The sequence below is a fragment of the Gordonia alkanivorans NBRC 16433 genome (assembly GCF_000225505.1).
Lineage (GTDB): Bacteria > Actinomycetota > Actinomycetes > Mycobacteriales > Mycobacteriaceae > Gordonia > Gordonia alkanivorans.
The window spans coordinates 124,592-142,690 of the sequence record NZ_BACI01000099.1 but is presented as its reverse complement, the minus strand read 5'-3'; the positions used below and the strand labels follow the sequence as shown (position 1 = coordinate 142,690).

The window sequence follows — 18,099 nt, the reverse complement described above, 5'->3', positions numbered from 1 at the left end:
GCCTTTTCAGTTCGCACGGCTAGGCTGGCACAAGCACACGGGGGTGTCTTCGGCCCCGACGTGGCCACACCAGTGAGCAGCAGAGTTCAGACGAACAGGAGCACGGGTTGACCGAATCGCACTCCCTCGACAAGGCGGCCACGGGGGACCCGGCCGCGGCAGGCGCCGACTCGTCGGTGCTGAGCGACGCCGACGTCGCACTGCTCGAGCGGGCCATCTACGAGGTCAAGCGCGTCATCGTCGGTCAGGACCAGCTCGTCGAGCGGATTCTCGTGGGCCTGCTCGCCCGTGGCCACATCCTCCTCGAAGGTGTCCCGGGTGTCGCGAAGACGCTCGCGGTGGAGACCTTCGCCAAGGTCGTCGGCGGTTCTTTCTCCCGTGTGCAGTTCACCCCCGACCTGGTGCCCACCGACCTCATCGGTACGCGTATCTACCGCCAGGGCCGTGAGGAGTTCGACACCGAACTCGGTCCGGTCGTCGCGAACTTCCTCCTCGCCGACGAGATCAACCGCGCGCCCGCCAAGGTGCAGTCCGCGCTCCTGGAGGTCATGGCCGAGCGGCACGTGTCGATCGGCGGCAAGACCTACGCGATGCCCGACCCGTTCCTCGTGATGGCGACGCAGAACCCCATCGAGAACGAAGGTGTCTACCCGCTGCCCGAAGCGCAGCGCGACCGCTTCCTGTTCAAGGTGCTCGTCGACTACCCGTCGGTCGAGGAAGAGCGGGAGATCGTCTACCGGATGGGCAACGTTCCGCCGACGGCCTCGCAGGTCCTCGACCCCGCGGCGATGCTGCGTCTGCAGAAGACCGCCGCGAACGTCTTCGTCCACCACGCGCTCGTCGACTACGTCGTCCGCGTCATCAACGCGACGCGCCGTCCGGCCGAGCTCGGTCTCTCCGACGTCGCGTCGTGGCTGTCCTACGGTGCCTCGCCGCGTGCGACGCTCGGCATCGTGGCCGCGGCTCGTGCGCTCGCGCTGGTCCGTGGACGGGACTACGTCATCCCGCAGGACATCGTCGAGATCATGCCTGATGTCCTCCGCCACCGCCTGGTGTTGTCCTACGACGCCCTGGCCGACGAGATCGACGCCGATCAGGTGATCACCCGGGTGCTGCAGACCGTGGGACTACCGCAGGTCGGTGCGCAGCCGGTGCAGTCGTCGTACCCGGCGGCACCTCAGGGCCAGGGGCAGGCCGGCGCGCCCCGGGCCGGTGCGTCCCAACCGGCCCCACAGGGCGCCAACGGCTATGCCGGACAGCAGGTTCCGCAGGGTTCCGGTCCCGTGAACCCGAATGCGCGGTATGGCGGCTAATCGCGACCTGCCGAGCCTCGGTGCCGGGCTGCTCGAGGAGCCCCAGCTCACCGCGGCTCTGAAGATGTTGGAGCTCACCGTTCGTCGCAAGCTCGACGGCGTGCTGCAGGGCGAGCACCTCGGACTCATCCCCGGCCCGGGTTCGGAACCGGGGGAGGCGCGTACCTACCAGCCGGGCGACGACGTCCGTCGGATGGAGTGGTCGGTCACCGCCCGCACCACCCAGCCGCATGTGCGCCAGATGATCGCCGACCGCGAGCTCGAGACGTGGCTCGTCGTCGACGCGTCGGCGAGCCTCGACTTCGGCACCGTCGGGTGTACCAAGCGCGACCTCGCAGTGGCCGCGGCCGCGGCGATCGTGCACCTCACCACCGGCGGCGGCAACCGGCACGGGGCGCTCGTGGTGACCGGCGACGACGTCGTCCGGGTGCCCGCGCGAGCCGGACGCGCCCACGCCCAGAACCTCCTCAAGGCGATCGCGACGACGCACCGCAGTGCGCCCGGCGTCCGCGGCGATCTCAAGGCCGGTATCGAGGCGCTGCGCCGTCCGCAGCGGCGCCGCGGTCTCGCGGTCGTGATCAGCGACTTCCTCGGGCCGATCGACTGGGAACGCTCGCTGCGTGCCATCGGCGCCCACCACGAGCTGCTGGGGGTCGAGGTGCTGGACCCGCGCGACCTCGAGCTGCCGGCGATCGGCGAGGTCACCCTGGCCGACGCCGAGTCGGGGGAGATCCACGACGTGACCGTCACCGAGGACCTGCAACGCGACTTCGCCGCCGCCGCCCGCGCCCATCAGCAGCGCGTGCACCGGACGCTGCGCAGTTGCGGAGGAGCGACGCTGTCACTCCGCACCGACCGCGAGTGGATCACCGACACCGTCAAGTTCATCGCCCAGCGACGACGCGGCCTCGCCGCCGGGGTGGGGTAGCCCATGCTGTCCAGCCCCTTCTGGTTGTTGCTGCTGCTCGTCGTGGCCCTACTCGGTGCTGCGTACGTGTACATGTTGCGTCGCCGCAGGCAGCGGGCGCTGACCTTCGCGAACCTCGATCTCCTGAAGTCCGTCGCTCCCGCCGACCGCAACCGGCTGCGCCACGTGCCGATCGCGCTGCTGATCATCTCGCTGATCCTGTTGACGGTGGCTCTGTCCGGACCGCAGGCCGACCGCAAGGTCCCGCGCAACAAGGCGACGGTGATCCTCGTGATGGACGTGTCCCGGTCGATGAACGCGACCGACGTCTCGCCGTCACGCATCAAAGCCGCGCAAGAGGCGGCGAAGAAGTTCGCCGACGAGCTGACCGAGGGCATCAACCTCGGCCTGATCTCCTTCGCGGGCACCGCGGCGAGTCTGGTCTCGCCGACCCCGGACCACAACGCGACCAAGGTCGCCGTCGACAAGCTGAGACTCGACGACAAGACGGCGACCGGCGAGGGCATCTTCGCAGCGTTGCAGCAGATCAGCACACTCAACGCCGTTCTCGGCGGCGGAGAGGCGGCCCCGCCGGCGCGGGTCGTGCTCCTGTCGGACGGCAAGGAGACCGTGCCCGACGATCCCGACGACCCGCGCGGCGCCTTCACCGCGGCACGGAAGGCCAAGGAAGAGAAGATCCCGGTCTCCACGATCTCCTTCGGCACCCGGACGGGCACCGTCGAACTCGAGGGTGATCGCGTGCCGGTCCCCGTCGACGACGATTCGCTGCGCAAGATCGCGAACCTCTCCGGCGGAGACTTCTTCACCGCGGCGAGCCTCGACGAGCTCAACAAGGTCTACGAGAAACTGCAGAACGAGATCGGCTACGAGACACGACGCGGGGACAACTCGAAGCCGTGGCTGATCGCGGGTACGTTGTTCGCGCTGGTCTCGGCGTTTGCAGCCCTCGCGATCAACCGCAGGCTGCCCTGACCCGACCCCGGGCCCGGGCCACCGGCAGCCACGTCCGACGACCACCGCGACGCCGACCCAAACAGAACGGATAGGTTAGACACCCATGACGGCATCCAGCAACGAAGCGCAGAACCCTTCCCGTTCGGTCCTGGTGACCGGCGGCAATCGCGGGATCGGCCTCGCCGTGGCCCAGCGCCTGGCCGCCGACGGCCACAAGGTCGCGGTCACCCATCGCGGCTCCGGTGCCCCCGAGGGACTGTTCGGCGTGAAGTGCGACGTCACCGACTCGGAGTCGGTCGACGCGGCCTTCGCCGAGGTCGAGGCCCATCAGGGCCCGGTGGAGATCCTGGTGGCCAACGCGGGCATCACCGACAACATGCTGCTCATGCGTCTGTCCGAGGAATCCTTCGAGAAGGTCCTCGACGCCAACCTCACCGGCGCCTTCCGCTGCGCGAAGCGCGCCACCAAGGGGATGCAGCGCGCCAAGTGGGGCCGCATGATCTTCCTCGGCTCGGTCGTCGCGATGTCGGGCATCCCCGGCCAGGTCAACTACGCGGCGTCCAAGGCCGGTCTCATCGGCATGGCGCGCTCTATCGCCCGTGAGATCGGATCGCGCAACATCACCTCCAACGTCGTCGCGCCGGGCTTCATCGAGACCGACATGACCGCCGCCATGGAGGATCGCTACATCGAGATGGCCAAGCAGGCCATTCCGCTGGGTCGTACCGGCAAGCCGGAGGACGTCGCCGCCGCGATCAGCTTCCTCGCCTCCGACGAGGGCGGCTACATCTCCGGCGCGGTCATCCCGGTCGACGGCGGCATGGGCATGGGCCACTGATCCTCCGGGTCACCACCGGCCGACGGCCACACCACATCTCAATCAACGTCGATCTCAGGAGCACATCTTCGTGAGCGGAATCCTGGACGGGAAGACCGTCCTCATCACGGGCATCATCACCGATGCGTCGATCGCCTTCCACGCGGCCGCCATGGCGCAGGAGCAGGGCGCGACGGTGATCATCACCGGCATCCCGGAGCGGCTGCGGCTGATCGACCGCATCGCCAAGCGCCTGCCGAAAGAGGTGCCGCCGGCCATCGGGCTCGACGTCACCAACGAGGAAGACCTCGAGTCGCTCGCCGACAAGATCCGCGAGATCGCCCCGCAGGGCATCGACGGTGTGATGCACTCGATCGCGTTCGCGCCGCGCACCCTGATGGGCCCGGAGGCCAAGCCGTTCCTCGAGGGTCCCGGCCCCGACGCCGCCAAGGCGTTCGAGATCTCGGCCTGGAGCTACGCGTCGCTGGCCCGCGCCGTGCTGCCGGTCATGAACGAGGGCGGCTCCATCGTGGGTATGGACTTCGACCCGCGCACCGCCATGCCGTACTACAACTGGATGGGCGTGGCCAAGGCCGCCCTCGAGTCGGTGAACCGGTACGTGGCGCGAGAAGTGGGCAACGCCAAGAACATCCGCTCCAACCTGGTCGCCGCCGGACCCATCAAGACCCTCGCGGCCAAGGCCATCGCCGGCACCGCGACCGATGACGCCAAGCAGCTCAACATGCTCAACGAGTACTGGGACGGCGCGTCGCCCATCGGCTGGGACGTCGACGACCCGACCGTGGTCGCCAAGTCGGTCTGTGCGCTGCTGAGCGACTGGCTGCCCGGCACCACCGGTTCCATCGTCTACGTCGACGGCGGCGCCAGCCACAACACCTGGTTCCCGGAGGGCATGACCTCCGGGTCGTGAGCCCGGGGAGAGACGCCGTGGAGACCGCCTTCGATTCCGTCCTGTTCCTGTCCTTCGGTGGTCCCGAGGGCCCCGACGAGGTCATGCCCTTCCTGGAGAACGTGACCCGGGGCCGGGGTATCCCGCGCGAACGCCTGGAATCGGTGGCGGAACACTATCTGCACTTCGGCGGGGTGTCGCCGATCAACGGGTTGAACCTGGACATGATCGACGGCCTCCGCGCCGATCTGGCACGCCGCGGTCTCGATCTGCCGGTGTACTTCGGCAATCGCAACTGGCACCCCCTGGCCGAGGACACCCTGGCCGAGATGTACCGGGCCGGGCATCGTCGCATCCTGGTCTTCCCGACATCCGCCTGGGGTGGCTACTCGGGGTGCCGTCAGTACCACGAGGACATCGACCGGTCCCTCAAGGCACTCGCCGATCGTGAGCCCGGGTCCACGACGCCCGAGGGTGCCGTGGTGCTCCGCAAACTGCCGCAGTACTGGTCGCATCCGGCATTCACCGCGGCCGGAGCCGACGCCGTCCGTCGCGCCATCGAGAAGCTCGGCGAGTCCGAGGACCCGGTGCGGCTGGTGTTCACCGCGCACTCCGTCCCGAGCTCGGCCGACGCCGCGTCCGGACCGGCTGCCGAGGGCGGTGGTCTCTACTCGCGCCAGGTGATGGCCGCGTCGCAGGCCGTTGCCGACGCACTCGGCGTCGACGACTTCGACCAGGTCTGGCAGTCGCGGTCGGGCCCCCCGCAGATCCCGTGGCTCGAACCGGACATCTGCGATCATCTGGAAGAACTTGCGGCGCAGGGTGTTCGCCGGGTTGTGGTCTATCCCGTCGGATTCATCTCCGATCACCTCGAGGTGATCTGGGACCTCGACAACGAGGCAGCCGAGACGGCGCAGCGACTCGGGATGGACTACGTGCGGGCCGACACCGTCGGCACTGATCTGCGCTTCGTCGAGATGATCGGCGAAATCGTGGAGAACTACGTCGGCGGCGTCGGCGATCTCGCTGCGATGGGCTGCGGCGACAACGGTCGGGTGTGTCGAGACCGTTGCTGTGTGCCCGCCGCACGGCCGTCGCGGCCGTCGGCCCACGCATCTGACGGCACGTAGAGACAGCTGATCTCAAGCCCATTGTTAACGATCGTTTCGATGAGTTCGTTGAATCATTCGCGATGATAACAATCGGATAACAGGAGTCGTCATATATGGCTCCGTTGTTCGACAGATGACATTCTGTGGATACGCTGCCTCCCCCCGGGCAGCGATTACCAGAGAGAGAAATCTGCAATGGCAGATGGACCAATCGAATTGGACGGCGAGATTCTCGGACCGATCCTGGACACCCTGATCACCGGCTCGCTCGAGGAAGAAACGCCGACCGTGTGAGAAGTCTTCTCGGGTGGGCCGAGTCGATGGCGCGGCCCACCCGTGTTTTTCTGCGTCGTTTCCGGCATGTCGCACCGGGGAATGCGAGCTGATGCGAGCTGCGATGACTGATGAACAGTACGAATCGATCGAAACGGTCACACTCACCGGCGACGATCTCGACCCGGTCATCGAGCTGCTCGCAGACGGTCTCGACGAGATTCCGTTGTACTCGTGGCTGCTCGGGGAACACATGGCCGACCGCTCTCTGCGGAAATGGTTGGCGGAAATCCTCGTGCGACCATTGCTGAACGCGAAATGCGTCGTCGGTGCCCGGCGCGGCGTACGTCTCGTCGGATTGCTGGTGTTCCAGCCGCACGACGCCGATCTAGCCGTCGACGGCAAGCCGCCGCTGACGCCGGCCGACTTCGCCGCGGTCGCGACCGTCCCCGGGGTGCGCGAACGCATCGCTGAGCTGTTGACCAGTTCGAAGCTCGCGCCTCCGGCGGACGACGCGGTCAACCTCCGGATCGGGGTCGTGGCGCAATCCGAACGCGGCGGCCGGGCCACGATCGGCATGATGCGCGAGATCGAACGGTTCTGTACGGCGGCATCGCGTCCGTACTACGCATGGACGGGTTCGGAGACTCTGCGTCGCTACTACACCGAGGTCTGGGGTGCCAACGAGTTCGCAGTCGAGGACTGGAACGGCATCACGATGTACGGCCTCGTCTCCGACCGGCCACCACGACGCCGGACGGAGTCCGGTCCGGCCTGACGCGTTCCCGCGTCGCACGTGAATCAGCGGCGGAGCAGTTCACCGATTGTGGAATTCACCGCGGCCGCACGTGCGGTCCGGGTGAGGGTCTGCAGACCGCGTAGGGCGGAATCACCCGAATCCCATTGTCCCGCAGTGTCGCCGATCTCGACCCGACGGGTCCCCGCGAGATCGACGATGGCCTCCACCTGGGCGGCGGTGTCGATGAGCCGCGTGGAGCGGGCGTCGAGTGCGTGCGGGGGCAGTGCGACGCGATGCCGGGCGGTGAGGGCCGCGAGCTCCTTGCGCAGATCACCCGCATCGACGGACCGGCGTCCACCGAGACCCCCGATGATCGACGCCGCATCGCGGACCGCCTGGCGCAGGTCGTATTCCAGGTCACCCGCGGACGGGCCGGATGACACCAGATGGTCGAGGTCGAGCCGGTCGGCATACCGGAAGGTGGTCCACCGGCAGGTCACGTACGGGGGATCGACACCGAGGGTGGAGAACTCGGGGACGAGTGCGAGGGTGCCCGCCGTGTCCGAATCGTCGACCAGGAGAACCTCGCCGGCAGTGAGGGCCCTCGACGTCGCGGGGTTCGGGGGCAGACCCTGCGGATCGCCGGTCGACGGCAGGCGCACCGCCAGGCGTCGGGCCGGTTTCAGCAACCCCAGCAGGTCCAGTACGCCGTTCCCCGATCCCGTTGGGGTCGTGGGCTGTTCGGCCGGCACCTCATGCCGGTCGGCGGATTCGGCGAGCGCCTCGATCACGTCGTCGGGGGAGCAGCGCCCGGTGAGCCACGCCGCTGCCCACGCGCCCAGGGCGCAGGTCGGCCACGCGACGGTGGAGGGGAGGATGTCGCTGCGATTCATCAAGGAGCCAGGATACCGCCGGGCCCCGACCGGTCGCCGGGCGTGGCAACCCGCCGCCGGGAGTCCGGGCGCTTACGGTGTTGGGCGCAGATGTCCAGGGACCGAAGAGGTGGAGCGCGATGGATGACCGGTACGGGCGCGATGTGCTGTCTCAGCCACGCCGGGCCAAGCCGCGTCCGGTGGAGGTCGCGGCCGAACGCGATCTCGTCGTGGAAGACGCCGCGACCGGTTTCTGTGGTGCCGTCGTCGGCCTGGAGAAGAGCTACGCCGGTGACCTCGTCCGCCTCGAGGACCGGCACGGCCGGACCCGCGTGTTCCTGATGAACCCCGGCGCCTTCCTGATCGACGGCCGGACAGTGACCCTCGTCCGGCCGCGCACACGTGGACCCCAGAAGCCCGCCATGACGGCGTCGGGTTCCCGCGCCGCGCCCCGTACCCGGGCTCGCACCGCGCGGGCCAGCCGGATCTTCGTGGAGGGTGTGCACGACGCGACCCTGCTCGAACGGGTGTGGGGCGACGACCTGCGGGCCGAGGGCGTGGTCGTGGTGAGCCTCGACGGTCTCGACAACCTCGACGAGGCGCTCGCCGAGTTCCAGCCCGCGCCGCATCGTCGCGCGGGCGTTCTCGTCGACCATCTCGTGGCCGGTTCGAAAGAGGCCCACCTCACCGCAGAGGTCGGCGAGCACGTGCTGGTGTGCGGGCATCCCTACATCGACGTCTGGGAGGCGGTGAAGCCCGCCTCGGTCAAGATCCGGGCCTGGCCGACGATCCCGCGCGGCACCGACTGGAAGACCGGGGTGTGTGCCGAGCTCGGCTGGGGCGACCCGCGGGACGGCTGGCGCCGGGTGCTGGGCGGGGTCAGCAGCTTCCGCGACCTCGAAGTGCCACTCCTGCGATCGGTGGAGGAACTGATCGACTTCGTCACCGCGGCCGAAGAGGCCGGTTAGCGTCGGATCCGCGCGCTCGCGCATCGAACGCGCCGAGGCTGCTCGGACATCTCTGGCAGACTGGACACATGAGCGCCCTGCTGTGGTTGGCGGCCGCGATCGTCCTGGTGGTCGCGGAGATGTTCGGTGGCGAACTGGTGCTGCTCATGTTGGCCGGTGGTGCCTTGGCCGCGGCCGGTGTGGATTTCGTGTGGGAGCCGCCCCTCTGGGTGGACGGCCTGGTGTTCGCCGCGGTGTCGATGCTGCTGCTCGTCGCGGTGCGCCCGGTTGCCAAGCGCCACATGCTCAATCGCCCCTCTGTACTGATGAACACCGAGGCCCTGGAGGGGCAGCCGGCGGTCGTCACCGAGACGGTCGACGGCGACGACGGCCGCGTGAAGATCGGCGGTGACATCTGGTCGGCGCGGTCGGTCGATCCCGCACAGGTGCTCGAACCCGGAACCCATGTGACCGTCGTCGAGATCGACGGTGCGACCGCGGTGGTGTGGGACGTCTGATAGCTCGACCCGACCTGCTCGACGGTTCGCGAGAAAGGTGAATTGTGGACGATTTCCAGATCTTCGGCCTGGTGGTGGTGGTACTGCTGGTCCTGCTCGTGGCGGTGGTACTGGTCAAATCGGTGGCCCTGATCCCGCAGGCGGAGGCCGCGGTGATCGAACGTCTCGGCCGCTACACGCGCACCGTGTCAGGGCAGTTGACGCTGCTGCTGCCGTTCATCGACCGGATTCGCGCGCGGGTCGACATCCGTGAACGGGTCGTGTCCTTCCCGCCGCAACCGGTGATCACCGAGGACAACCTCACCCTGTCCATCGACACTGTCGTCTACTTCCAGGTGACCAATCCGCGGTCGGCCGTCTACGAGATCGACAACTACATCGCCGGCGTCGAGCAGCTCACCATCACCACCCTGCGCAACGTGGTCGGCGGTATGACCCTCGAAGAGACCCTGACCTCTCGCGACTCCATCAACGGGCAGCTGCGCGGAGTGCTCGACGAGGCGACCGGCCGTTGGGGCCTGCGTGTCGCCCGCGTCGAACTCAAGTCGATCATGCCTCCGCCGTCGATCCAGGAGTCGATGGAGAAGCAGATGAAGGCCGATCGCGAGAAGCGCGCGACGATCCTGGCCGCAGAAGGTCAGCGTGAGTCGGCGATCAAGACCGCCGAGGGCAACAAGCAGTCGCAGATCCTCGCCGCCGAGGGTGCCAAGCAGGCCGCGATCCTCGCCGCCGAGGCGGAGCGGCAGTCGCGCATCCTGCGTGCCCAGGGTGATCGTGCGGCGGCCTACCTGAACGCGCAGGGCGAGGCGAAGGCCATCGAGAAGACCTTCGCGGCGATCAAGGCGGCCAAGCCGACCCCGGAACTCCTTGCCTACCAATACCTCCAGCAGTTGCCGGAGATGGCGAAGGGGGAGGGCAGCAAGGTCTGGGTGGTGCCCTCCGATTTCGGTTCGGCGCTCCAGGGTTTCGCGAAGTCCTTCGGCATCCAGGGCGACGACGGGGTGTTCCGGTACGAGCCGACCGACTCGCCGCCCTCACAGGTCGACGAGTCGGAGACCGAGGACTGGTTCTCGCTGGCATCCGATCCCAAGGTCGCGCAGGCCGTTGCCGAGGCCGAGGCGGTGGCCCGCAAACCCGTCGCCCCCGAGATCGGCACCGGTGTGGGCCGGTCGTCACGTCATGCGTCGCTCGGCGCCGCGATCGAGGAGACCGGAACCACCCCGGGTTAGACCGGCCGTCAGGTGGTGACCAGGTGTGCGATCCCGGCGAGGCCGATCGCCCAGAGCACCGAGGCGAAGGTGCCCATGATGAACTGCTCCGACGCCTGCGGCGCACGTAGTTCGGGATAGCGCGCGAGGCTCTTCACCGCCAGGATGATCGCCAGACCCTCCGGCCATCCGGCCATCAGCGTCGTGACGACGGCCAGCCGCTCGAGATGACCGATGACGCGGCCGCCCCGGAGTGGTCCTACCTCGTTCGGGTCGGACTGTTCGGTATCTGCGTCGTCCGGGGTCTCGGTGTCATCGGGGCTCTCCGGGTCAGGCGTCGGCGTCGGGTTCGCCCGGACACCACCCAGTTTGAGGACCGCCCGCACCACCGGGCCACCACCCGTGACCGCAGCCACGGCCGCGATCACCGTCGCCGCCGCGGCGGGGAACCCGGCTGCGGGTCCCGCGGTGGCGGCGACGACCGCCGTCGCCCCGGCGAGTCCCAGCAGAATCGTGAGTCCGACGGCGTGGACGATCGTCGCCGACGGCGGCACGGTGAGACCGTCGAGTGCGCGGTCACGCATGAGCCGCTCCACCCCGAGCCACCCCACAGGTGCGATGGCGGTCAGCACGAGCAGGACGAGGGCGATCCCGGTCATCGCGCGACCTCCCCGTCCGGCGCCTGCTCGACGGCGTGGAGGCGGTCGGCCTCGGCGAGTGCATCGGCGAGGAGGTCCAGCGAATCGGGTTCCAGATCCCAGCCGGCGGCGCGGAGTCGTTGGCTCATGGCCTGGGGTGAGATGTCGAGGACGCCCGCCGCGTCGGCCTGGGTGAGTCCTCGCCGCATGAGTGCCACCGCCTCGATGCCGGCAGCGCTTCGGGTGGCGACGATGTCGCTGATCAGCCGGCCGGCGGTTTGTGCGTGGCGGCACCATCGGGCATCGGGGCCGCGTACACACAGCGGTATGCGTTGCCGCTTGGCCGCCTCGACCGCGTCCCGGGCGTAGAGGAAAGCGGCTCCGCGGCCTGCGCGGGTCGAGGCGGGGAGCGGCTGTTCGACGTCGCCGGTTCCGATGCCGACGCTCCAGTGACCGTCGGCGGTCAGTTCGACGGCGAGCTGTGCGAGGGTCACCGGGTCGTCGAGGACGCCTTGGATCTCGTCGCCCGCGGTGCGCTCGAAGGGGCGAACCGAGTCGATGGTGCGCAGCCGGTCGAGCACGGCTTCGACGCGATCGATGTCGGTGCGGCTGCCGCGCTGGTCGACGGTCATGACGAACATCACACAAGCCTACTGGCTTGATCAGGACTGATCAAGCCTTTTGGCTGGACCGATCAATCATCAGAACTTGATTCGTCCTTCTCAAGTCTGGGAGGTTGAGGGCTTCCGGTGGTCACCGGCAACCGAGCGTCGAGGACCAGTCCGGCGATCCCGACCGCGAAGAGTGCTCCGCTGATCAGAAGCTGCGCGGGGTTGGTGTCGCCGGTCAGCGAATCGCCGAGCATCACCACCGCCGCGGTTCCGGGGGCCATGCCGATGATGCTCGCCACGGTGAACGGCAGTGGCCGTACCGAAGACAAAGCCGAGCAGTAGTTGGCGACGGAGAACGGACAGGCCGCGATCAGGCGGAGCGAGCCGACGGCCAGCCAACCGCGCCGTTCCAGGCGGTACTCGACGGCCTTGACGACCGGCTTCTTGAGAAACGGTCGCACCCGGTCGCGGCCGAGCACACGCACGAGTCCGAAGGCCGCGACCGCCGCGATCGACGACGCGATCATCGCGCCCACGAAGCCGACGACGGGGCCGAAGAAGATCCCGGACATGACGGTGAAGGTCGAGCGGGGGATCGGGGCGATCGTGACAACGGCGTACGCCGTGAAGAACAGCCACGGAAAGGCCGGACCGAGGTCGTCGCCCCAGGCGCGGACGCTGCCGATCGAGGGGAGCGGGATGAAGTAGGAGCCGAGCAGGACCAGGGCCACGACCGCCGCTGCGACGAGTGCGCGCCGGACGACCCGCCGGTCGAAGGTGACGCGGCGTCGGCTGCCCGTCGCGTCGGGTGTCACCTCGGTGACGGGAGCTGGCTCGGGCACCCGGACACTCTACTCCGGACTGCACGGGGCGCCTCGACGTCGCGACCTGCTCGCACCCGTTGCGTGGTCCATTTCACGCCGACCTCGGTGATGGGCCGAGCGAGCGATCGGCTAAGGTCGTGTACGCGCTCGCACAGAGCATTCACGGAGGTGTGCTTCCCCACATGCCACAGCAAACTGACCAGCCCAAACCCGAGTCAGATCTCGATGGCGCCTACCAGGCGTGGTCGAAGGCCGCCGCGGCCGTTCTGGCGAAATCGCGTCGGGTGGACGTCGACGAGCTCCCGGATACACCGGAGGCCCTGCTCTCGACCGACACCGCCGACGGGCTGACCATCCGGCCGCTGTACACACGTCGCGACGAGACGACCGAACCCGGCCTGCCGGGCCGGTTCCCGTTCGTCCGCGGCGCCGATCCCGCCCGTGACGTGACCACCGGGTGGCGCGTCACCGAGCGGTTCGGCGACGACGAGACCCCGGCCGAGGACGTCAACGAACTCGTTCTCGAGGCGATGACCAACGGCACCAGCGGACTCTGGCTGTCCGTCGGCAAGCCCGGTGGCGGTCTCGGTGTCACCGACCTCGCCGCCGTCCTGCGCGGCGTCTACCTCGACCTCGTGCCGGTGACGCTCGACGCCGGCACCGAGGGCATCGCCGCCGCCCGGGAACTGCTGGCGCTCAAGGAGAAGGCGCAGGCCGCACCGGTCGCCGCCGCTCCCACCGCGGCGACCACGCATTCCTTCGGGCTCTCGCCGCTGACCGCGGCGTTCTCCGGCCGGGCCACGGTCGACGCCGACGAGGCCACGGCGCTTGCCGCGTCGAACCTCCCCGTCGGGGTCCGGACCTTCCGCGTCGACGGCAGCGACTTCGCAACCGCGGGTGCCGACAACGGCCTCGAACTCGCCCTCGTGGTGGCCGCCGCGGTGGCGCACCTGCGTGACCTGACCGCCGCCGGCCTGACCGCCGAGGCGGCCCTGAACCAGATCACCTTCGGTGTCTCGGCCGACGACGACCAGTTCGCGACGATCGCCAAGTTCCGTGCGCTGCGCAAGATCTGGGCCCGTGTGGCCGAGGTCGTCGGTGCACCCGACGCCGGTGGGGCGATCACCCACGGCGTCACGGACCTGTCGATGTACTCCCAGCGTGACCCGTGGGTCAACATGCTGCGCAGCACCATCGCCGCCTTCGGCGCGGGTGTCGGCGGCGCCGACCAGCTGACGGTCCTGGCCTACGACGCGACGATCCCGGCGGACAAGCGCACCTCGAGTGCGTCCTTCTCACGCCGCATCGCCCGCAACACCCAGCTGCTGCTGCTCGAGGAGTCCAACATCGGACGAGTCCTCGACCCGGCCGGCGGTTCGTGGTTCGTCGAGTCGCTGACCGACGACCTCGCCGCCAACGCCTGGGCCGTCTTCACCGAGGTCGAGGCCGCCGGTGGCTACCGCGCCGCCCTGGACAACGGCTGGATCGCCGAGAAGGTCGAGGCCTCGCTGGCCCGCCGCGACGCCGAGGTCGCGCACCGTCGCATCTCGGTCACCGGTGTCAACGAGTTCCCGAACATCGACGAGCGGGCCCTCTCCGACGCCCAGGGCGTCCCGGCGTCGAACGTGACCGACGTGGTCACCGGAACCCCGAAGCTGGCCCGTGTCGGCCGTGCCTTCGAAGCGCTGCGCGACCGGTCCGATGTGGTGCTCGCCGAGCAGGGTGCGCGCCCGTCGATCCTGCTCATCCCGCTGGGCAGCGTCGCCGAACACAACGGTCGCACCACGTTCGTGGCCAACCTGCTGGGTGCCGGCGGCATCACCGTCGTCAACCCGGGTCCGCTGACCGCCGACCAGATCGGCGACGCGTTTGCCGGTGCGAACACCCCGATCGCGGTCATCTGCGGCACCAAGGCCCGCTACGCCGAGGAAGGTCCGGCGGCCCTCGCCGCCGCCCGCGCGGCCGGTCTCGCCAAGGTCCTGCTCGCCGGTCCGGACCGGGAATGGCCCGAGTCCGGCGATCGTCCGGACGGTTCGCTGCGGGTCGGCATCGACGCGGTGAGCACGCTCTCCGAACTCCTCGATCAGCTTCTCTCAACCTCGGGAGCGACGGCATGACCCAGACCGAACCCAAACTGTCACAATCCAACTCGGCCCGGTCGATCCCGAGCTTCGCCGGGGTCGAGCTCACCGACGGAACGGCGGCAGCAGCAGCCGGACCGGGCGCGCCCGTCACCGAGGAACTGGCGTCGGCGCACGGCTACTCGGTCGACCAGGTCACCTGGAACACCCCCGAGCAGATCGACGTCGCGCCGGTGTACACCCGGACCGACCGGAACGCGATCCTCGACGACGCCGAGCACCCGTACCCGCTCGACTCGGTTCCGGGTGAGGCGCCGTTCATCCGTGGCCCGTACCCGACGATGTACGTGAACCAGCCGTGGACGATCCGCCAGTACGCGGGCTTCTCGACCGCCGCCGAGTCCAACGCCTTCTACCGCCGCAACCTCGCGGCCGGCCAGAAGGGTCTGTCGGTGGCCTTCGACCTCGCAACCCACCGCGGCTACGACTCCGACCACCCGCGCGTCGCCGGCGACGTCGGCATGGCCGGTGTGGCGATCGACTCGATCCTCGACATGCGTCAGCTTTTCGACGGCATCGACCTGGGCAACGTCTCGGTGTCTATGACGATGAACGGTGCGGTGCTGCCGATCCTGGCGCTCTACGTCGTGGCGGCCGAGGAGCAGGGCGTGCCGCCGGAGAAGCTGGCGGGGACCATCCAGAACGACATCCTCAAAGAGTTCATGGTCCGCAACACCTACATCTATCCGCCGAAGCCGTCGATGCGGATCATCTCGAACATCTTCGAATACACCAGCCAGAAGATGCCGAAGTTCAACTCGATCTCGATCTCCGGCTACCACATCCAGGAAGCCGGCGCGACCGCCGACCTGGAGCTGGCCTACACGCTGGCCGACGGCGTCGAGTACATCCGCGCCGGTCTCGAGGCCGGTCTCGACATCGACAAGTTCGCTCCGCGTCTGTCCTTCTTCTGGGGCATCGGCATGAACTTCTTCATGGAGGTGGCCAAGCTGCGCGCGGCGCGTCTCCTGTGGAGCGAGCTCGTCGCCGAGTTCGGTCCGAAGAACGCCAAATCGCTGTCGCTGCGCACGCATTCGCAGACCTCGGGCTGGTCGCTGACCGCGCAGGACGTGTTCAACAACGTGGCCCGCACCTGTGTCGAGGCGATGGCGGCGACCCAGGGTCACACCCAGTCGCTGCACACCAACGCGCTCGACGAGGCGATCGCCCTGCCGACCGACTTCTCGGCCCGTATCGCGCGCAACACCCAGCTGCTGCTGCAGCAGGAGTCGGGTACCACCCGCCCGATCGACCCGTGGGCCGGCTCGAACTACGTCGAGACGCTGACCCACCAGCTGGCGCAGAAGGCGCGCAAGCACATCCGCGAGGTCGAAGAGGCCGGCGGCATGACGCAGGCCATCAACGAGGGTCTGCCGAAGCTGCGCATCGAGGAGGCCGCGGCCCGCACCCAGGCCCGTATCGACTCGGGTCAGCAGCCGCTGATCGGCGTGAACAAGTACCAGGTGGCCGACGACGAGGAGATCGAGGTCCTCAAGGTCGAGAACTCCAAGGTGCGCGCCGAGCAGCTCGAGAAGCTCAACACCCTTCGCACGCAGCGTGATTCCGCTGCGGTCGAGGCGGCCCTGGCCGACCTGACCCGCGCCGCGGCGTCGTCGGAGGGTGGCATGGAGAACAACCTGATGGCCCTGGCCATCGAGGCTGCGCGTCATCAGGCGACGGTCGGGGAGATCTCCGAGGCGCTCGAGAAGGTCTATGGTCGCCATCAGGCCGAGATCAAGACGATCAGCGGGGTGTACCGACATGAGGCAGGCGAGGTGAGCAACATCGACGCGGCCATCGAGGCAGTGCGCCAGTTCGCCGAGGCCGAGGGTCGCCAGCCGCGCGTGCTGGTCGCCAAGATGGGTCAGGACGGCCACGACCGCGGCCAGAAGGTCATCGCGACGGCGTTCGCCGACCTCGGCTTCGACGTCGACGTGGGCCCGCTGTTCGCCACGCCGGAGGAGGTGGCCGCCCAGGCCGCCGACAACGACGTGCACGTGGTGGGTGTGTCCTCGCTGGCAGCCGGTCACCTCACCTTGGTTCCCGCCCTGCGGGAGGCGCTCAAGGAAGTGGGGCGCGAGGACATCATGATCGTCGTCGGCGGTGTCATCCCGCCGGGCGATTTCGCCGAGCTCTACGAGGCCGGCGCCGCCGCGATCTTCCCGCCCGGATCGGTCATCGCCGACTCGGCCGTGGAGCTCATCGGCAAGCTCGCCGACACCCTCGGCCTGGAGCTGCCCGGGGTGGCCGCGAACTGATGGCGGACAGTCCTCGGCGTCGGGTCGACGTCGACGCGCTGGCCGATGCCGTCCTGGCCGATCGCCGCGCCGACCTGGCGCGCGCGATCACCCTGGTGGAATCCAAGCGCCCCGATCATCGGGCCGCCGCCCAGGAATTGCTGCTGAAGCTGACCCCGCACGCGGGCAACTCGTTCCGGGTCGGCATCACCGGCGTTCCGGGCGTTGGCAAGTCGACGACCATCGAAGCGCTCGGCATGCACCTGGTCGAGCTCGGGCACAAGGTGGCGGTTCTCGCCGTCGACCCCAGTTCGACACGCACCCGCGGGTCGATCCTCGGTGACAAGACCCGTATGGGCCGCCTGTCGACGGAGAAGAACGCCTACATCCGGCCGTCGCCGACGTCGGGCACGCTCGGCGGTGTGGCCAAGGCGACCCGTGAGTCGATCGTGCTCGTGGAGGCCGCCGGCTTCGACGTCGTGCTCGTGGAGACCGTCGGCGTCGGGCAGTCCGAGGTCACCGTCGCCAACATGGTCGACACCTTCACCTTCCTGACGCTGGCCCGCACCGGGGATTCGTTGCAGGGCATCAAGAAGGGCGTCCTGGAACTCGCCGACGTGGTCGTGGTGAACAAGGCCGACGGCAAGCACCTCAACGAGGCGAAGGGTGCGGCGCGCGAACTTCGCAACGCGCTCGGGCTGATCTATCCGCACGACGCCCTGTGGACGCCGCCGGTCCTGACGATGAGCGCGATCGAGAAGACCGGCGTCGACGAGTTCTGGAACACGGTCGTCAAGCACAACCAGACCCTCAGGGAGGCCGGCGAGTTCACCGCCCGCCGCAACCAGCAGCAGATCGACTGGACGTGGTCGATGGTCCACGACATCGTGCTCAGCAGGCTCGCGGAGTCGCCCAGCGTCCGCGACATCCGCGACGAGGTCGAGGACGAGCTGCGCGAAGGTGTGTTGACGCCGGCACTCGCCGCGCAGCGCATCGTCGACGCTTTCGACAACAGGTAGGTGAAGTCGGCGATCTGAGCCGAGTCGCCTCACGGTTC

17 protein-coding genes are annotated in these 18,099 nt (G+C 68.6%); 13 read left to right on the top strand and 4 right to left on the bottom strand.

Features of this window, described 5'->3' with window-relative positions:
- Positions 1-107: 107 nt before the first annotated feature.
- The 7 genes from GOALK_RS18965 to GOALK_RS18935 all read left to right on the top strand — a co-directional run bounded on the left by GOALK_RS18965 (position 108) and on the right by GOALK_RS18935 (position 7,085).
- The gene (locus GOALK_RS18965) at positions 108-1,313 is read left to right on the top strand and encodes an AAA family ATPase (protein WP_006360448.1); all 1,206 of its coding nucleotides are present in this window, start codon (positions 108-110) and stop codon (positions 1,311-1,313) included.
- Positions 1,303-2,241 (top strand): DUF58 domain-containing protein, encoded by a 939-nt coding sequence (locus GOALK_RS18960; RefSeq protein ID WP_006360447.1) that lies wholly within the window; start codon positions 1,303-1,305, stop codon positions 2,239-2,241. The genes GOALK_RS18965 and GOALK_RS18960 overlap by 11 nt, the downstream gene beginning before the upstream one ends.
- Positions 2,242-2,244: 3 nt before the next feature.
- A complete protein-coding gene (locus GOALK_RS18955; RefSeq protein ID WP_006360446.1) occupies positions 2,245-3,213 on the top strand; it encodes a VWA domain-containing protein in 969 nt (322 codons plus the stop codon).
- A gap of 85 nt (positions 3,214-3,298) precedes the next feature.
- Positions 3,299-4,033 carry a 3-oxoacyl-ACP reductase FabG1 gene (fabG1, locus tag GOALK_RS18950; RefSeq protein WP_005194943.1) on the top strand — a complete coding sequence of 245 codons (735 nt, stop codon included), beginning with the start codon at positions 3,299-3,301 and terminating at the stop codon, positions 4,031-4,033.
- A gap of 70 nt (positions 4,034-4,103) precedes the next feature.
- Positions 4,104-4,943, top strand: a complete 840-nt coding sequence (gene inhA / locus GOALK_RS18945; protein WP_006360445.1) for an NADH-dependent enoyl-ACP reductase InhA — start codon at positions 4,104-4,106, stop codon at positions 4,941-4,943.
- A 17-nt stretch (positions 4,944-4,960) separates the two neighbouring features.
- Positions 4,961-6,052, top strand: a complete 1,092-nt coding sequence (locus tag GOALK_RS18940; RefSeq protein WP_006360444.1) for a ferrochelatase — start codon at positions 4,961-4,963, stop codon at positions 6,050-6,052.
- 379 nt (positions 6,053-6,431) lie between these two features.
- Positions 6,432-7,085 (top strand): hypothetical protein, encoded by a 654-nt coding sequence (locus GOALK_RS18935; protein ID WP_006360443.1) that lies wholly within the window; start codon positions 6,432-6,434, stop codon positions 7,083-7,085.
- Positions 7,086-7,108: 23 nt separating this feature from the next.
- Here the strand turns inward: GOALK_RS18935 and GOALK_RS18930 are convergent, their stop codons facing one another.
- Complete coding sequence (locus GOALK_RS18930) at positions 7,109-7,939, bottom strand: Rv1486c family protein (protein WP_006360442.1); 831 nt, start codon at positions 7,937-7,939, stop codon at positions 7,109-7,111.
- Between the two features lie 119 nt (positions 7,940-8,058).
- Between GOALK_RS18930 and GOALK_RS18925 the strand changes: the two genes are divergently transcribed.
- The 3 genes from GOALK_RS18925 to GOALK_RS18915 all read left to right on the top strand — a co-directional run bounded on the left by GOALK_RS18925 (position 8,059) and on the right by GOALK_RS18915 (position 10,612).
- Complete coding sequence (locus tag GOALK_RS18925) at positions 8,059-8,886, top strand: DUF3097 domain-containing protein (protein WP_006360441.1); 828 nt, start codon at positions 8,059-8,061, stop codon at positions 8,884-8,886.
- Positions 8,887-8,954: 68 nt separating this feature from the next.
- Positions 8,955-9,383 carry an NfeD family protein gene (locus GOALK_RS18920; protein WP_006360440.1) on the top strand — a complete coding sequence of 143 codons (429 nt, stop codon included), beginning with the start codon at positions 8,955-8,957 and terminating at the stop codon, positions 9,381-9,383.
- Positions 9,384-9,427: 44 nt separating this feature from the next.
- Positions 9,428-10,612 (top strand): SPFH domain-containing protein, encoded by a 1,185-nt coding sequence (locus GOALK_RS18915; RefSeq protein WP_006360439.1) that lies wholly within the window; start codon positions 9,428-9,430, stop codon positions 10,610-10,612.
- Between the two features lie 8 nt (positions 10,613-10,620).
- Here the strand turns inward: GOALK_RS18915 and GOALK_RS18910 are convergent, their stop codons facing one another.
- The 3 genes from GOALK_RS18910 to GOALK_RS18900 are packed head-to-tail and all read right to left on the bottom strand — an operon-like array spanning position 10,621 to position 12,682.
- Positions 10,621-11,250, bottom strand: coding sequence for a hypothetical protein (locus GOALK_RS18910; protein ID WP_006360438.1), 630 nt, complete (start codon positions 11,248-11,250; stop codon positions 10,621-10,623).
- Entirely contained in the window at positions 11,247-11,870 is a 624-nt protein-coding gene (locus GOALK_RS18905; RefSeq protein WP_006360437.1) for a hypothetical protein, read from the bottom strand. Before GOALK_RS18905 ends, GOALK_RS18910 begins: the two co-directional genes overlap by 4 nt.
- Positions 11,871-11,923: 53 nt before the next feature.
- Complete coding sequence (locus GOALK_RS18900; RefSeq protein WP_006360436.1) at positions 11,924-12,682, bottom strand: TVP38/TMEM64 family protein; 759 nt, start codon at positions 12,680-12,682, stop codon at positions 11,924-11,926.
- Positions 12,683-12,846: 164 nt separating this feature from the next.
- Here GOALK_RS18900 and GOALK_RS18895 point away from each other — a divergent pair, with 164 nt between their 5' ends.
- Genes GOALK_RS18895 through meaB form a run of 3 tightly spaced genes read left to right on the top strand, consistent with a single transcriptional unit; the run spans position 12,847 to position 18,061 of the window.
- Positions 12,847-14,781 carry a methylmalonyl-CoA mutase family protein gene (locus tag GOALK_RS18895; RefSeq protein WP_006360435.1) on the top strand — a complete coding sequence of 645 codons (1,935 nt, stop codon included), beginning with the start codon at positions 12,847-12,849 and terminating at the stop codon, positions 14,779-14,781.
- Complete coding sequence (scpA, locus tag GOALK_RS18890) at positions 14,778-17,063, top strand: methylmalonyl-CoA mutase (RefSeq protein WP_006360434.1); 2,286 nt, start codon at positions 14,778-14,780, stop codon at positions 17,061-17,063. The genes GOALK_RS18895 and scpA overlap by 4 nt, the downstream gene beginning before the upstream one ends.
- Positions 17,063-18,061, top strand: coding sequence for a methylmalonyl Co-A mutase-associated GTPase MeaB (gene meaB, locus GOALK_RS18885; RefSeq protein ID WP_006360433.1), 999 nt, complete (start codon positions 17,063-17,065; stop codon positions 18,059-18,061). Before scpA ends, meaB begins: the two co-directional genes overlap by 1 nt.
- Positions 18,062-18,099: the final 38 nt, after the last annotated feature.

Coding starts and splice junctions, on each gene's coding strand:
- GOALK_RS18960 (WP_006360447.1), top strand. CDS start 1,303: ATGGCGGCTAATCGCGACCTGCCGAGCCTCGGTGCCGGGCTGCTCGAG.
- GOALK_RS18955 (WP_006360446.1), top strand. CDS start 2,245: ATGCTGTCCAGCCCCTTCTGGTTGTTGCTGCTGCTCGTCGTGGCCCTA.
- fabG1 (WP_005194943.1), top strand. CDS start 3,299: ATGACGGCATCCAGCAACGAAGCGCAGAACCCTTCCCGTTCGGTCCTG.
- GOALK_RS18935 (WP_006360443.1), top strand. CDS start 6,432: ATGACTGATGAACAGTACGAATCGATCGAAACGGTCACACTCACCGGC.
- GOALK_RS18930 (WP_006360442.1), bottom strand. CDS start 7,939: ATGAATCGCAGCGACATCCTCCCCTCCACCGTCGCGTGGCCGACCTGC.
- GOALK_RS18925 (WP_006360441.1), top strand. CDS start 8,059: ATGGATGACCGGTACGGGCGCGATGTGCTGTCTCAGCCACGCCGGGCC.
- GOALK_RS18920 (WP_006360440.1), top strand. CDS start 8,955: ATGAGCGCCCTGCTGTGGTTGGCGGCCGCGATCGTCCTGGTGGTCGCG.
- GOALK_RS18910 (WP_006360438.1), bottom strand. CDS start 11,250: ATGACCGGGATCGCCCTCGTCCTGCTCGTGCTGACCGCCATCGCACCT.
- GOALK_RS18905 (WP_006360437.1), bottom strand. CDS start 11,870: ATGTTCGTCATGACCGTCGACCAGCGCGGCAGCCGCACCGACATCGAT.
- GOALK_RS18895 (WP_006360435.1), top strand. CDS start 12,847: ATGCCACAGCAAACTGACCAGCCCAAACCCGAGTCAGATCTCGATGGC.
- scpA (WP_006360434.1), top strand. CDS start 14,778: ATGACCCAGACCGAACCCAAACTGTCACAATCCAACTCGGCCCGGTCG.
- meaB (WP_006360433.1), top strand. CDS start 17,063: ATGGCGGACAGTCCTCGGCGTCGGGTCGACGTCGACGCGCTGGCCGAT.